Annotated in this window: 9 protein-coding genes; 8 read left to right on the forward strand and 1 reads right to left on the reverse strand. The window is 71.5% G+C overall.

Features of this window, described 5'->3' with window-relative positions; translation table 11 throughout:
• Window positions 1-14: 14 nt before the first annotated feature.
• Window positions 15-2,549, reverse strand: a complete 2,535-nt coding sequence (locus IE172_RS08275) for a DEAD/DEAH box helicase (RefSeq protein ID WP_229885878.1) — start codon at window positions 2,547-2,549, stop codon at window positions 15-17.
• A 79-nt stretch (window positions 2,550-2,628) separates the two neighbouring features.
• Between IE172_RS08275 and bldG the strand changes: the two genes are divergently transcribed.
• The 8 genes from bldG to tmk all read left to right on the forward strand — a co-directional run.
• On the forward strand, window positions 2,629-2,970 hold the full coding sequence (gene bldG / locus IE172_RS08280; protein WP_003991900.1) for an anti-sigma factor antagonist BldG: 342 nt from the start codon (window positions 2,629-2,631) through the stop codon (window positions 2,968-2,970).
• Between the two features lie 108 nt (window positions 2,971-3,078).
• Complete coding sequence (locus IE172_RS08285) at window positions 3,079-3,516, forward strand: ATP-binding protein (protein WP_190096424.1); 438 nt, start codon at window positions 3,079-3,081, stop codon at window positions 3,514-3,516.
• Window positions 3,517-3,837: 321 nt separating this feature from the next.
• The gene (locus IE172_RS08290) at window positions 3,838-6,255 is read left to right on the forward strand and encodes a sodium-translocating pyrophosphatase (RefSeq protein ID WP_190096425.1); all 2,418 of its coding nucleotides are present in this window, start codon (window positions 3,838-3,840) and stop codon (window positions 6,253-6,255) included.
• 193 nt (window positions 6,256-6,448) lie between these two features.
• The gene (locus IE172_RS08295) at window positions 6,449-7,039 is read left to right on the forward strand and encodes a small secreted protein (protein WP_190096426.1); all 591 of its coding nucleotides are present in this window, start codon (window positions 6,449-6,451) and stop codon (window positions 7,037-7,039) included.
• Between the two features lie 69 nt (window positions 7,040-7,108).
• Entirely contained in the window at window positions 7,109-8,638 is a 1,530-nt protein-coding gene (locus IE172_RS08300) for a DUF7059 domain-containing protein (RefSeq protein WP_190096427.1), read from the forward strand.
• Window positions 8,639-9,052: 414 nt separating this feature from the next.
• Window positions 9,053-9,250 (forward strand): hypothetical protein, encoded by a 198-nt coding sequence (locus IE172_RS08305; protein WP_190096428.1) that lies wholly within the window; start codon window positions 9,053-9,055, stop codon window positions 9,248-9,250.
• A 245-nt stretch (window positions 9,251-9,495) separates the two neighbouring features.
• Window positions 9,496-12,396 carry a type I DNA topoisomerase gene (topA, locus tag IE172_RS08310; protein ID WP_190096429.1) on the forward strand — a complete coding sequence of 967 codons (2,901 nt, stop codon included), beginning with the start codon at window positions 9,496-9,498 and terminating at the stop codon, window positions 12,394-12,396.
• Between the two features lie 135 nt (window positions 12,397-12,531).
• A partial coding sequence (gene tmk / locus IE172_RS08315) for a dTMP kinase (protein ID WP_190096430.1) occupies window positions 12,532-14,700 on the forward strand: 2,169 nt, incomplete at its 3' end.

Raw genomic sequence — 14,700 nt, forward strand, 5'->3', positions numbered from 1 at the left:
CCCGGTCCCGGGGTTCACCCCGACGCCGGCGTCCGCCCGGGCAGCTCCGCCTCCGCCCTCCCGTCCGTGCCGGACGTGTCCCCCGCCGCCCCGGGCTTCTCCACCGGTGCGCCCTCCAGCAGCACCGTGAGCAGCCGCACCGCGCCCCGCTTGTGCAGGGGATCGTTGCCGTTGCCGCACTTGGGCGACTGGATGCAGGAGGGGCAGCCCGCGTCGCATTCGCAGGAGGCGATGGCCTGACGGGTGGCGGTGAGCCAGGAGCGGGCGGTGTGGAAGGCGCGCTCCGCGAAGCCCGCGCCGCCCGGGTGGCCGTCGTAGACGAAGACCGTCGGGAGCAGGGTGTCGGGGTGCAGCGGGACCGACACACCGCCGATGTCCCAGCGGTCGCAGGTCGCGAAGAGCGGCAGCATGCCGATCGACGCGTGCTCGGCGGCGTGCAGGGCGCCGCCGAGGATCTCCGGGTTGATCCTGGCCCGGTCCAGCTGGTCCTCGGTGACCGTCCACCACACCGCGCGGGTGCGCAGCGTACGAGGAGGGAGGTCGAGCTTCGTCTCGCCCAGCACCTCGCCGGTGATCTGGCGCCGGCGCAGGAAGGAGACCACCTGGTTGGTGACCTCGACGGAGCCGTAGCAGAGGCGGCCGTCGCCCCAGGGGATCTCGGTGTCCGTCTCCAGCACGGAGATCGACGTCGTGTCCCGGGCCACCGTCGTGTAGGCCGGGCTCGCCCGCTCGACCAGCGCGACGGAGTCCTCCAGGTCGAGGGAGCGCACGAGATAGGTGAGGCCCTGGTGCAGGTGGACGGCACCCTCGTGGACGCTGGTGTGGGCGGCGCCCGCGTCGACCGTGCCGAGCAGCCGGCCGGTGCCGGTCTCGACGACCTGCACGGGGCGGCCGCCCCCGCCGCGGATGTCGGTCAGGTCGGCCGCCCGTTCGCGGCGGGTCCAGTGCCAGGCCCTCGTCCGCCGGCGCAGCAGCTTCGCGGCCTCCAGCTGCGGAAGGAGATCCTCGGTGGCCGGGCCGAACAGGGACAGGTCCTCCTCCGTCAGGGGCAGCTCCTCGGCGGCCGCGCACAGATGCGGGGCGAGCACGTAGGGGTTGTCGGGATCGAGGACGGTGGACTCCACGGGCCGGTCGAAGAGCGCCTCGGGGTGGTGGACCAGGAAGGTGTCCAGGGGATCGTCGCGGGCGACCAGGACGGCGAGGGCGCCCTGCCCCGAGCGTCCCGCACGGCCCGCCTGCTGCCACAGCGAGGCCCGGGTGCCCGGATAGCCGGCGATCACCACGGCGTCCAGGCCGGAGACGTCCACGCCGAGTTCCAGGGCGTTCGTCGCCGCGAGACCGAGGAGTTCGCCGGAGTGCAGCGCGCGTTCGAGCGCGCGGCGCTCCTCGGGCAGATAGCCGCCCCGGTACGCGGCGACACGCCTCGCCAGCGAGCGGTCGACCTCCGCGAGGCGTTCCTGGGCGATCACCGAGATCAGCTCGGCGCCGCGCCGGGAGCGCACGAAGGTCACCGAACGGATTCCCTGCACGGTGAGGTCGGTCAGCAGGTCGGCGGCCTCGGCGGTGGCGGTGCGGCGGACGGGCGCGCCCTTCTCGCCGTGCAGTTCGGTGAGCGGGGGCTCCCAGAGGGCGAACACCAGTTCTCCGCGCGGTGAGGCGTCGTCGGCCACCTCCACCACCGGCAGGCCCGTCAGGCGGCCGGCGGCGACCGCGGGCTCGGCGGCGGTCGCGGAGGCCAGCAGGAACACGGGGGAGGCCCCGTAGCGGGCGCACAGCCGCCGCAGCCGGCGCAGCACCTGCGCGACGTGCGAGCCGAACACCCCCCGGTAGGTGTGGCACTCGTCGATGACGACGTACTTCAGCGACTTCAGGAAGGAGGACCAGCGGGGATGCGACGGCAGGATGCCCCGGTGCAGCATGTCCGGGTTGGTCAGGACGTAGTTGGCGTACTGGCGGATCCACTCGCGTTCCTCGAACGGAGTGTCGCCGTCGTAGACCGCCGCGCGCACCGAATGGCCCAGCGGTTGTGAAAGTTCCTTCACGGATCGGCACTGGTCCGCCGCGAGGGCCTTCGTGGGAGCGAGGTACAGGGCGGTCGCCCCGCGGCCGTTCGGGGCCTCGGCGCCGTCCAGGAGCGTGGACAGGACCGGCGTGAGGTACGCCAGGGACTTGCCGGACGCGGTACCGGTGGCGACCACGACCGACTCGCCGTCCAGGGCGTGCTCGGCGGCGCGTGCCTGATGGGCCCAGGGGTGCTCGATGCCCGCGGCCCGCACGGCGGCGATCACCTCGGCGCGGATCCGGTCCGGCCAGACGGCATGGCGACCCGCACGCGGGGGCAAGTGCTCCGTATGAGTGATGCGCGCAGCCCTGCTCGGTCCGGACGCGAGCCGGCCCAGGACGGCGTCCGGCGCGGTCCTGGACGGCGTCTCCGCCTGGGGTCGATCGGATCGGTGATTCTTGGCCATCGGCACCGAGTGTGTCACTGGCGTGACGGACAATGGGGCCAAGGCGTCGTGCACGCCTGCCGGTAAGTGATTGAATGCCATCGCGGCTGGCGAACCGTCCCGGGGGCTGAGCCGAGATGCCCCAAGGGCGACCGCTCGATAGCTAGGTGCTGGAGGATCCGTGGACCTGTCCCTGTCGACCGAGACCATGGGCGATCGCACGATCGTCAGGGTCGGTGGCGAAATCGACGTATATACCGCGCCCAAGCTGCGCGAGCAGCTGGTCGAGCTGGTGAACGACGGCAGTTTCCACCTTGTCGTCGACATGGAAGGTGTGGACTTCCTCGACTCCACCGGACTCGGCGTGCTGGTCGGCGGCCTGAAGCGTGTACGGGCCCATGAGGGCTCGCTGCGCCTGGTCTGCAACCAGGAGCGCATTCTCAAGATCTTCCGTATCACCGGCCTCACCAAGGTGTTCCCGATTCACACCTCGGTCGAGGAAGCGGTGGCGGCGACCGACTGATCACCCCGCTCCCGGGTCAGTGCCCGGGCGGGGAGGAGAACCATGAGGAGGGCCGGGCGTTCGAGGCCCGGCCTCTCCACAGCACGCCCGTAGTCGCGAGGGGGATGCATGGCCACCGTCGAACTCCGCTTCAGCGCGCTGCCCGAACACGTCAGGACCGCCCGTCTCGTGGCGGCGGCGGTGGCGCGCAGGGCCGGAGTGGACGAGGCCGTCCTCGACGAGGTCCGGCTCGCCGTCGGTGAGGCGTGCTCCCGGGCCGTGGGACTGCATCAGCACGGGGACATCTCGGCACCCGTGAAGGTGCTGCTGATCGAGGAGGAGAAGCAGTTCTCCATCGAGGTCGGCGACGAGGCGCCCCACGCGGTCCCCGGCGGGCGCGCGCCCGGCGACGGACGCGGTGACGCGGACGTGGAGACCGAGGAGGACGAGATGGGCCTCGCGGTCATCAGCGGCCTCGTCGACGACGTCGAGGTCAGTGCGGGGGAGCACGGCGGATCCATCCGCATGCGGTGGCCCACCGCGACGCCGGGCACCCTCCTCGTCTGACCCGGTTCACCCGGACGCCGACTGCTTTTCCCGAAGGGCCCCCTCGTGGGGCCCTTCGGCATGTGCGGGTGCCGCCGGCCGCGCTTACAGTGGTCACGTGCATTGATCGCGTGAATTACTTCACGATCGATCCGTGCTCCGTAAATGCGCTCACGTGAATGCCTCAAAGGCATTACCGATTTCGGGCCGCTGGCCGCCCGGCGATCAATGGGAAGAGTGCGTGCAGGCCATTTTACATTTCGCGCACTCTGTTTTGATCAGGTTCCGGTACCTACAATCCCGTCCACATCTTGAGCTCAGCCCAAGCGTCAAGGAGGACGAATGGCGGGGCTTTTCATCTCACACGAGTCGGGCCGACCCACATCCCTCGCAGCCGCCGTGCTGACCGACGACAACCGCCTGCTCGTGGCGGCCATCGGGGTCGTTGCGCTGGCGGCGCTCGTGGTCGCGGCGATCCTGGTGCGCCAGGTACTCGCGGCCGGCGAGGGCACCGACAGCATGAAGAAGATCGCCGCGGCGGTCCAGGAGGGCGCGAACGCCTATCTGGCCCGGCAGCTGCGCACGCTCGGCGTATTCGCCGTGATCGTGTTCTTCCTGCTCATGCTGCTGCCCGCGGACGACTGGAATCAGCGTGCCGGACGGTCGGTGTTCTTCTTGATCGGAGCGGCGTTCTCGGCGGCCACCGGCTATATCGGTATGTGGCTCGCCGTGCGCACCAATGTCCGGGTCGCGGCGGCGGCCCGTGAAGCGACTCCGGCCGAGGGCGAGCCGGAAAAGGATCTCACCGCCGTCGCGCACAAGGCGATGAAGATCGCTTTTCGCACGGGTGGTGTCGTCGGCATGTTCACCGTGGGCCTCGGCCTGCTCGGCGCCTCCTGCGTGGTGCTGGTGTACGCGGCCGACGCGCCGAAGGTGCTCGAGGGGTTCGGTCTGGGTGCCGCGCTGATCGCGATGTTCATGAGGGTCGGCGGCGGCATCTTCACCAAGGCAGCCGACGTCGGCGCCGACCTGGTCGGCAAGGTCGAACAGGGCATTCCGGAGGACGATCCGCGCAATGCCGCGACCATCGCCGACAACGTGGGCGACAACGTGGGCGACTGCGCGGGCATGGCCGCCGACCTCTTCGAGTCGTACGCCGTCACCCTGGTGGCCGCGCTGATCCTGGGCTCGGCGGCGTTCGGCGACGCGGGGCTCGCGTTCCCGCTCCTCGTCCCCGCCATCGGTGTCCTCACCGCCATGGTCGGCATCTTCGCCGTGGCACCGAGGCGCGCGGACCGCAGCGGCATGAGCGCGATCAACCGTGGGTTCTTCATCTCCGCGGTGATCTCGCTCGTCCTGGTCGCGATCGCCGTCTTCACCTATCTGCCGTCCTCGTACGCCCGCCTCGACGGCGTCACCGACGAGGCGATCCTGGGCAAGGGCGGCGACCCGCGGATCCTCGCCCTCGTCGCGGTGGGCATCGGCATCGTGCTCGCCGCGCTGATCCAGCAGCTCACCGGCTACTTCACCGAGACCACCCGGCGTCCCGTGCGGGACATCGGCAAGACCTCGCTCACCGGCCCGGCCACCGTCATCCTGTCCGGCATCTCCATCGGACTGGAATCCGCCGTCTACACCGCCCTGCTGATCGGGCTCGGTGTGTACGGGGCGTTCCTGCTGGGCGGCACGTCGATCATGCTGGCGCTGTTCGCGGTGGCGCTGGCCGGCACCGGACTGCTCACCACGGTCGGTGTGATCGTCGCCATGGACACCTTCGGCCCGGTCTCCGACAACGCGCAGGGCATCGCCGAGATGTCCGGTGACGTCGAGGGCGCCGGCGCCCAGGTGCTCACCAACCTGGACGCGGTCGGCAACACCACCAAGGCCATCACCAAGGGCATCGCGATCGCCACGGCCGTTCTGGCGGCGGCGGCGCTGTTCGGCTCGTACCGGGACGCCATCACCACCGGTGCGCGAGACGTGGGCGAACGGCTCAGCGGTGAGGGCGCGCCCATGAGCCTGATGATGGACATCTCCCAGCCCAACAACCTCGTCGGGCTGATCGCGGGCGCGGCGGTCGTCTTCCTCTTCTCCGGGCTGGCGATCAACGCGGTGTCGCGGTCGGCGGGTTCGGTGGTCTACGAGGTGCGGCGGCAGTTCCGGGAGAAGCCCGGGATCATGGACTACAGCGAGAAACCGGAGTACGGCAAGGTCGTCGACATCTGCACCAGGGACGCCCTGCGCGAACTCGCCACGCCCGGTCTGCTCGCCGTGATGGCGCCCATCTTCATCGGGTTCACGCTCGGCGTCGGCGCACTGGGCGCCTTCCTCGCGGGCGCGATCGGCGCGGGCACGCTGATGGCGGTGTTCCTCGCCAACTCCGGTGGCGCCTGGGACAACGCCAAGAAGCTCGTCGAGGACGGCCACCACGGAGGCAAGGGCAGCGAGGCCCACGCCGCCACCGTCATCGGCGACACCGTCGGCGACCCCTTCAAGGACACCGCGGGGCCCGCGATCAACCCCCTGCTGAAGGTGATGAACCTGGTCGCGCTGCTCATCGCGCCCGCGGTCATCAAGTTCTCCTACGGCGCCGACGCGAGCGTGGGGGCGAGAGTGCTCGTCGCGGTCCTCTCGCTGCTCGTGATCGTCGGCGCGGTGTACGTGTCGAAGCGGCGCGGCATCGTCGTGGACAACGACGGCGACAATGACGACGACGCCGAACCGGAACCCAAGTCACCGGATCCGGCGGTGGTTTCCTGACGGCGGGCGGCGAACACCGGGTCAAGGTGAGGGCGGACGGCGCGTTCTGACGTGCCGTCCGCCCTCACCTCGGCTTTCACCCGTTGCCGTGAGCCTTCTCTCTCTTGGTGCAAATGGCTTCAAAAAGTGTCTTAACGGACGTTCGACTGGTGGGTGTAGTCCATCTGGCGTGTATGTTCCGGGGCCGAGAGCCATGGAAGGGACCAATCCGGTGAACAAGAAGCTCGCGGCCGCACTGTCCGGCGGTGCGGTACTGGTACTGGCGCTGACGGGATGCGGCGGCGACGACGGCAACGAGAAGCTCGACGCCTGGGCGAAGGAGGTCTGCGACTCGGTGCAGCCGCAGGCCGCGAAGATCAGGTCGGCCAACGCCGCGATCCAGAAGGAGACGTCGGACAACAGCACGCCGGAAGAGGTCCAGAAGGCCGACTCCAAGGCCTTCCAGGACATGTCCGACGCCTACAAGGCGATCGGCGCCGCCGTGAACAAGGCCGGCCCGCCGGACGTCGAGAACGGCGAGAAGAAGCAGACCGACGCGGTCAAGGAACTCAACGGCATCTCCACCTCCTACGCCTCCCTGAAGAAGCAGGTCGACGGCCTCGACACGACCGACCAGGCGGAGTTCGCGGACGGCCTGAAGGACATCGCCGCCGAGCTGGACAAGCTGAGCAAGAGCGGCAACGAGGCCCTCAGCGCGCTGGAGGAGGGCGAGGTCGGCGAGGCGATGTCCCGTCAGCCCAGCTGCCGGACGGCCACCGAGTCGGCCGGAGCCACCGGGAGCTGACGCGACGACAGCGCACGCGGGGCCCGGCCGCGGGGCCGCGGGGCGCGCCGGGTGGGGGCGGCGTCCACAATGGAGGGCGTGAGTGACGCCAGCCTGCCGCCCCTGCCCTCGTCCGACCGTCCCGAAGCCGCCGCCCGGCTGAGGGACGCGCTGCTCGGAGCCTCCTTCACCGCCGACGGACTGCTCGACCTGCTCGGCGCTCCCGCGTACGCGGCGCTGGCGCGCAGCGAGACCGTGCCCGCCCTCCGGGCCACCCGCGGGGACACCCCGCTGGAAACGCTCGTACGCCTGTTCCTGTTGCAGCAGCCGGTGCCGCGGGCACGCGTGGCCGACGTCCTGCCCGTCGACGTCTGCCTGGAGGGCGGATGGCTGACGCGGGCCGGTTCGGACGAGCTCGCCGCGACCGTGGACGTCCGGCCGTACGGAGGGCCGGACGGCGAGGACTGGTTCGTCGTGTCCGACCTCGGGTGCGCGGTCGGCGGCGCCGGAGGGATCGGCAGCCGGGACGAGGGCGTGGTGCTCGGCGTCGGCGGCGCGTCCATGACCCTGGCCGGCATCACCGTCCGTACGCCCGTGGCCTCCGCGCTCGATCTCGGCACCGGTTCCGGCATCCAGGCGCTGCACGCCTCCCGGCACGCCACCCGCGTGACCGCCACCGACGTCAACCCGCGCGCCCTGCACATCACCGCGCTCACCCTGGCGCTCTCCGGGGCCCCGGCCGCCGACCTGCGCGAGGGGTCGCTGTTCACTCCCGTCCGGGACGACGAGACGTACGACCTGATCGTGTCCAATCCGCCCTTCGTGATCTCACCGGGCGCGCGGCTCACCTACCGCGACGGCGGGATGGGCGGGGACGATCTGTGCCGCACGATCGTTCAGGAGGCGGGGGGACGGCTGAACGAGGGCGGGTTCGCGCAGTTCCTCGCCAACTGGCAGCACGTCGAAGGGGAGGACTGGCAGGACAGACTCAGGTCGTGGGTGCCGACCGGGTGCGACGCCTGGATCGTGCAGCGCGAGGTGCAGGACATCACCCAGTACGCCGAGCTGTGGCTCCGGGACGCGGGCGACCACCGCGGTGACGAGACCGAGTACCGGGCGCGGTACGACGCGTGGCTGGACGAGTTCGAGGCGCGCGGGGTGAAGGCGGTCGGCTTCGGCTGGATCGCGCTGCGCAAGTCGGGCGCCGACGCGGCGTCGGTCACGGTGGAGGAGTGGCCGCACCCGGTCGAGCAGCCGCTCGGCGAGACGGTCCGCGCGCACTTCGCCCGGCTCGACTACCTGCGGGCGCACGACGACGCGGCGCTGCTGGAGGCGCGCTTCGCGCTGGCCGCCGAGGTCGTGCAGGAGCAGGTCGGGCAGCCCGGCGCGGAGGATCCGGAGCACGTCGTGCTGCGGCAGAACCGCGGGATGCGCCGGGCCACCCGGGTGGACACGATCGGCGCGGGCTTCGCGGGCGTGTGCGACGGCACCATGAGCGCGGGCCGGATCCTGGACGCCATCGCGCAGCTCCTGGGCGAGGACCCGGTGCTGCTGCGCGACCGCACGCCGGCCCAGATCCGGCTGCTGGTGGAGCAGGGATTCCTGGAGCCCGTCGGCTGAGACGGCGGGGAGAGGGACGACCGGCGGCCCGTGCGGCACGGCGCGGTCGTCTCCCCGCGCCACCCGTCGGCGTTCCGCACGTCGTGCCGCACGGCGTTCCGGAAGCGCCCCCGGCGGCCCGGCACCGCCGGCGGCACGGTGCCGGTTCCGGCGGTCCCCGCACCGATTCCGGCGGTTCGACGCACCGCTCCGCGCGGTTCCCCGCGCCGATTCCGGCGGTTCGACGCACCGCCCCGCGCGGTTCCCCGCGCCGATTCCTGCGGATTCCCGCACTCGTTCCGGCCGGCTCGCGGGGCCCTGTGGCCCCCGCGTTCACCTCCGGTTCGCCCGCGCGCCGTCCGGGGGTGGCAGCGTCACGTCCGGGCCGCTGCCGACGGACGGCACAGCGGACGGAAAGAGGGGGCTGGGGCGTCGATGGAACGCGGACCGGCGATCTTCGTGGGAATGGTGTTCTGCCTGTTCGGGGCCGCTCTGCTGGCCTGGATCGTGACCCGCGCCCGGCAGCACCGCCCGGTCGCCCAGGGTGTGAGCCCGGTCGCATCGGTCACCGTCGCCGGGCTCGCCGCGGTGATCATCCTGGCGCTCGGCGCATGGTGCTTCACCCGCCTGTGAGGCGCTCGGGTCCTGGCCGCTCCCCGGCAAGCGGCGGGTTGCGCTCCGCATAAGGGCAGGCGCAGTCTGGACACTCCGGGCGGCAGGAACGGTGGTAGTCGGGTTACCGTTCGAGTGGCCGTTGCGGGCTTTTCCCGTTTGACACGGGGGCGGGATGTACCGTCACACTCCGCAGCGTCACCATGACCCGACCCCGGGAAGACCGCCTGGGGAGGCCCCAGCGTCGACCGGAGAGAAGAGCGAAGTTGTCCCCGACCAGCGAGACCGCGAACGGCGGGCGCCGACTCGTCATTGTCGAGTCGCCTGCCAAGGCGAAGACGATCAAGGGCTATCTCGGCCCTGGCTACATCGTCGAGGCGAGCGTCGGGCACATTCGCGACCTTCCCAACGGCGCCGCGGAGGTGCCGGAGAAGTACACCGGCGAAGTCCGTCGCCTCGGTGTGGACGTCGACCATGACTTCCAGCCGATCTATGTGGTCAACGCGGACAAGCGTGCCCAGGTCAAGAAGCTCAAGGACCTGTTGAAGGAGTCCGACGAACTCTTCCTCGCCACCGATGAGGACCGCGAGGGCGAGGCCATCGCGTGGCACCTGCAGGAAGTGCTCAAGCCGAAGATCCCGGTCAAGCGGATGGTCTTCCACGAGATCACCAAGGACGCGATCCGCGAGGCCGTGGCCAACCCGCGCCAGCTCAACCAGAAGCTGGTCGACGCCCAGGAGACCCGCCGCATCCTCGACCGTCTCTACGGCTACGAGGTCTCGCCGGTCCTGTGGAAGAAGGTCATGCCCCGGCTGTCGGCCGGCCGCGTGCAGTCCGTCGCCACCCGGCTCGTGGTGGAGCGGGAGCGCGAGCGCATGGCGTTCCGTTCCGCCGAGTACTGGGACCTGACGGGCACCTTCTCCCCCACCTCCGGCTTCGCTCCGGCGGGGGGACCCCCATCCGGCCGCGAGGGCGACCGGTCCGACCCCTCGTCGCTGGTCGCGCGCCTGCAGAGCGTCGACGGGCGGCGGGTCGCGCAGGGCCGCGACTTCGACTCGCTGGGACAGCTGAAGAGCGCGAACACCCTGCACCTCGACGAGGCGAACGCCCGCGCGCTCGCCGCCGCCCTGGAGAGCACGCGGTTCGCCGTGCGCTCGGTCGAGTCCAAGCCGTACCGCCGCTCGCCGTACGCCCCGTTCCGTACGACGACGCTGCAGCAGGAGGCGAGCCGCAAGCTCGGCTTCGGCGCGAAGGCCACCATGCAGGTCGCGCAGAAGCTGTACGAGAACGGCTACATCACCTACATGCGTACGGACTCGACGACCCTGAGCGAGACGGCGGTCGCCGCCGCCCGCGCCCAGGTCACGCAGCTGTACGGCGCCGACTACCTGCCTCCGCAGCCGCGCACCTACGCGGGCAAGGTGAAGAACGCGCAGGAGGCGCACGAGGCGATCCGTCCCTCGGGGGACCGTTTCCGCACGCCCGCGGAGACCGGGCTGACCGGCGACCAGTTCAAGCTGTACGAGCTGATCTGGAAGCGGACCGTCGCCTCGCAGATGAAGGACGCCACCGGCAACTCCGTCACCGTGAAGATCGGTGGCACGGCCGCCGACGGACGGGACGTCGAGTTCAGCGCGTCCGGCAAGACGATCACCTTCCACGGCTTCCTGAAGGCGTACGTCGAGGGCGCGGACGACCCGAACGCCGAGCTCGACGACCGCGAGCGCCGGCTGCCGCAGGTCGCCGAGGGCGACGCCCTGACCGCCGAGGAGATCACGGTCGACGGGCACGCCACCAAGCCCCCGGCCCGCTACACCGAGGCGTCCCTGGTCAAGGAACTGGAGGAGCGGGAGATCGGCCGTCCGTCGACGTACGCGTCGATCATCGGCACGATCCTCGACCGCGGGTACGTCTTCAAGAAGGGCACGGCGCTGGTCCCGTCCTTCCTCTCCTTCGCCGTGGTCAACCTGCTGGAGAAGCACTTCGGCCGGCTCGTCGACTACGACTTCACCGCGAAGATGGAGGACGACCTCGACCGCATCGCGCGCGGCGAGGCACGGGCCGTGCCGTGGCTGAAGCGGTTCTACTTCGGCGAGACCGTGCCCGACAGCGGCTTCGCCGCGGGCGACAACGGCGGCGCGGCCGAGGCGGGCAACGGCGACGGGGACCACCTCGGCGGCCTCAAGGAACTGGTGACCGACCTGGGCGCGATCGACGCGCGCGAGGTGTCGTCGTTCCCGGTGGGCAACGGCATCGTGCTGCGGGTCGGGCGCTACGGCCCGTACGTCGAGCGCGGTGAGAAGGACAGCGAGCAGCACCAGCGGGCCGACGTCCCCGACGACCTGGCGCCCGACGAGCTGACCGTCGAGCTCGCCGAGGAACTGCTCGCCAAGCCGAGCGGTGACTTCGAACTGGGCGCCGACCCGGCGACCGGTCACACGATCGTCGCCAAGGACGGCCGCTACGGCCCGTACGTCACGGAGGTCCTCCCCGAGGGCACCCCGAAGACCGGCAAGAACGCGGTCAAGCCGCGCACCGCCTCCCTCTTCAAGTCGATGTCCCTGGACACGGTGACGCTCGACGACGCGCTGAGGCTGATGTCGCTGCCGCGCGTGGTCGGCGCGGACGCCGAGGGCCAGGAGATCACCGCGCAGAACGGCCGTTACGGGCCGTACCTGAAGAAGGGCACCGACTCGCGGTCGCTGCAGTCCGAGGAGCAGCTCTTCACGATCACGCTGGAGGAGGCGCTGGCGATCTACGCCCAGCCCAAGCAGCGTGGCCGGGCGGCGGCCAAGCCGCCGCTGAAGGAGCTGGGCACCGACCCGGTCAGCGAGAAGCCGGTCGTGGTGAAGGACGGCCGCTTCGGCCCGTACGTCACCGACGGGGAGACCAACGCGACGCTGCGCTCCGGCGACAGCGTCGAGGAGATCACCCCGGAGCGCGGTTTCGAACTGCTCGCGGAGAAGCGGGCGAAGGGCCCCGCCAAGAAGGCCGCGAAGAAGACCGTCAAGAAGACGGCGGCGAAGAAGGCGCCGGCGAAGAAGGCGACGGCCGCCAAGAAGACCGCGGCGAAGAAGACCACGACCGCGAAGACGGCGGCGAAGGCGACCGCGGCGAAGAAGACCGCCGCCAAGAAGGCGACCGCCTCGAACGGGGCGGAGGACTGACCCCTCCCCGGCAGCGCCGGGCGGTCTTCGCCCGGCGTTCGGAATGCGAACGCCCCGGCAACACTTTGGTGTCGGGGCGTGTGCATGTCAGGCGCGTCGCGCCGGGCTGTGGGCGCGGGCCGATAGGCTGAACGCATGACGCGAGCCGAGCAGCCTACGGCCCCTCAGCCGGCCCCCGACGACGCCCTGGTCGCGGACTCCCGCGAGCGTGCCGTCCGCGCCCTGCTGCGCCGACCCCAGCTGAAACGGCTGTGGAGCGCGCACCTGGTGGGCGGGGTCGGTGACGTCCTCGCCCTTCTGGTGCTGGTCCTCCTGGTCCTCCAGGCGACCATCGCCGAACAGTCGTTCGGTGGCGGCAGTCGGGGAGCGGCGTTCGCAGTGGCGACCGTTTTCGGGGTGCGCATCCTCGCGACGCTGCTGTTCGGCGCCGTACTCCTCGGCCCGCTCACCTCGCTCACCTCGCAGGACGGGCCGCTGGACCGCCGCTGGACCATGGTCGGCGCCGACGGACTGCGGGCCGCCCTGCTCATCGTCGCGCCCCTGTGGATCGACTGGACCCCGCGGAACGCGCCGGCCATCCTGCTCGTCACCGTCTTCGTGACCGGGGTCGCCGAGCGCTTCTGGACGGTGTGCCGGGAAAGCGCCGCGCCCGCCCTGCTGCCCGCCCCGCCGCCCGAGGGCGCCACCATCAGGCCGCTGCCCGACCACATGGACGCACTGCGGCGCCTGTCGCTGCGCACCGGCTTCGTGGCGATACCCCTCGCGGCCCTCGCGCTCGTCGTCGCGGCCCTCCTCAACAACCTGCTGGGCACCGGCATCGAGTGGTTCGGCGCCCACCAGGCCGCCCTCGCCTCCTACGTCGCGGCCGGACTCTTCGCCGCCTCGCTGTCCGTCGTCACCTCCCTGGAACTGCCCGGCACCCGCACCCCCCGCGCGCGGTCCCCGCTCGAAGGGCTGCGCCGGCCGAAGAGCGCCACGGGCAACGACAAGGGCCGCACCGGCGCGATGCCGCTGCTGGTGCTCGCCTCGGCGTCCGTCGCCGCCGCGGTGTCGGCCGCCGTCGCCGTGTCGGTGCTGCACGCCAAGGACCTCGGCGGCGGCCCCGTGCTCTACGGCCTGATGGTGGGCGCGCTGACCGGCGGTGTCGTCGTCGGTATCCGTACCGCGCCCGCCCTGCTGCCGGCCCTGTCCCGGCGCCGCCTGCTCGCCCTCGCCCTCGCCCTCACCGGCGTCGCGCTGCTGGCCGCCGGACTCGTGCCGGACGTCACCAGCGTGCTGCTGGTCATGGCGCTGGCCGGCATCGGCGCGGGCATCGCCGCCAACACCGGGCACACGCTGCTCGACCAGGAGACCGAGGAACAGCGCCGGGCCCGCACCACCGAGCACCTGCACGCGGTGGTCCGCGTCCTGGTGGCGCTCGGCGCGGTGACCGCCCCGCTTCTCGCCGCGGCCATCGGACCGCACCGGCTGGAGAACGGCCGCTTCGTCTTCGCGCACGGCGGCGCCGCGTTCACGCTGATGCTGGTCGGCGCGCTGCTGCTGCCGGTGGCGGCGCTCGTCCTGGCCAAGGTCGACGACCGTTCCGGTGTGCCGCTGCGCCAGGACCTGCGCGACGCACTGCTCGGCGGCGACGACCCCGAGCAGACGCCCGCCGCCGCAGGCTTCTTCATCGCCCTGGAGGGCGGCGACGGCGCCGGCAAGTCCACCCAGGCCGAGGCTCTCGCCGACTGGATCCGCGCCAAGGGGCACGAGGTCGTCCTCACGCGCGAACCCGGCGCGACCCCGGTCGGCAAGCGGCTGCGGTCCATCCTGCTGGACGTCTCCAGCGCCGGACTCTCGCACCGCGCCGAGGCCCTGCTGTACGCCGCCGACCGCGCCGAACACATCGACACCGTCGTGCGCCCCGCCCTGGAGCGCGGCGCGGTCGTCATCTCCGACCGGTACATCGACTCCTCCGTCGCCTACCAGGGCGCCGGACGCGACCTGTCGCCGACCGAGATCGCCCGCATCAACCGCTGGGCCACCGACGGCCTCGTACCGCACATGACCGTGCTGCTGGACGTGGCCCCGGAGACCGCGCGGGAACGCTTCACCGAGGCACCGGACCGGCTGGAGTCCGAGCCCGCCGAGTTCCACGCGCGCGTACGCGCCGGTTTCCTCACGCTCGCCGCCGCCGACCCCGGCCGCTACCTGGTCGTCGACGCCGGTCAGGAACCGGAGTCGGTGACCACCGTGATCCGGCACCGGCTCGACCAGGTGCTGCCGCTGTCCGAGGCCGAGATCCGGGCCCGCGAGGAAGCCCGC

It is taken from the genome of Streptomyces griseoflavus (assembly GCF_014649995.1).
GTDB lineage: Bacteria > Actinomycetota > Actinomycetes > Streptomycetales > Streptomycetaceae > Streptomyces > Streptomyces griseoflavus.

Bases quoted from the DNA above. Each gene is read 5' to 3' on its own strand.
- IE172_RS08290 (WP_190096425.1), top strand. From the start codon at position 3,838: ATGGCGGGGCTTTTCATCTCACACGAGTCGGGCCGACCCACATCCCTC.
- IE172_RS08285 (WP_190096424.1), top strand. From the start codon at position 3,079: ATGGCCACCGTCGAACTCCGCTTCAGCGCGCTGCCCGAACACGTCAGG.
- IE172_RS08300 (WP_190096427.1), top strand. From the start codon at position 7,109: ATGGAGGGCGTGAGTGACGCCAGCCTGCCGCCCCTGCCCTCGTCCGAC.
- IE172_RS08305 (WP_190096428.1), top strand. From the start codon at position 9,053: ATGGAACGCGGACCGGCGATCTTCGTGGGAATGGTGTTCTGCCTGTTC.
- IE172_RS08295 (WP_190096426.1), top strand. From the start codon at position 6,449: ATGGAAGGGACCAATCCGGTGAACAAGAAGCTCGCGGCCGCACTGTCC.
- IE172_RS08275 (WP_229885878.1), bottom strand. From the start codon at position 2,549: ATGGCATTCAATCACTTACCGGCAGGCGTGCACGACGCCTTGGCCCCA.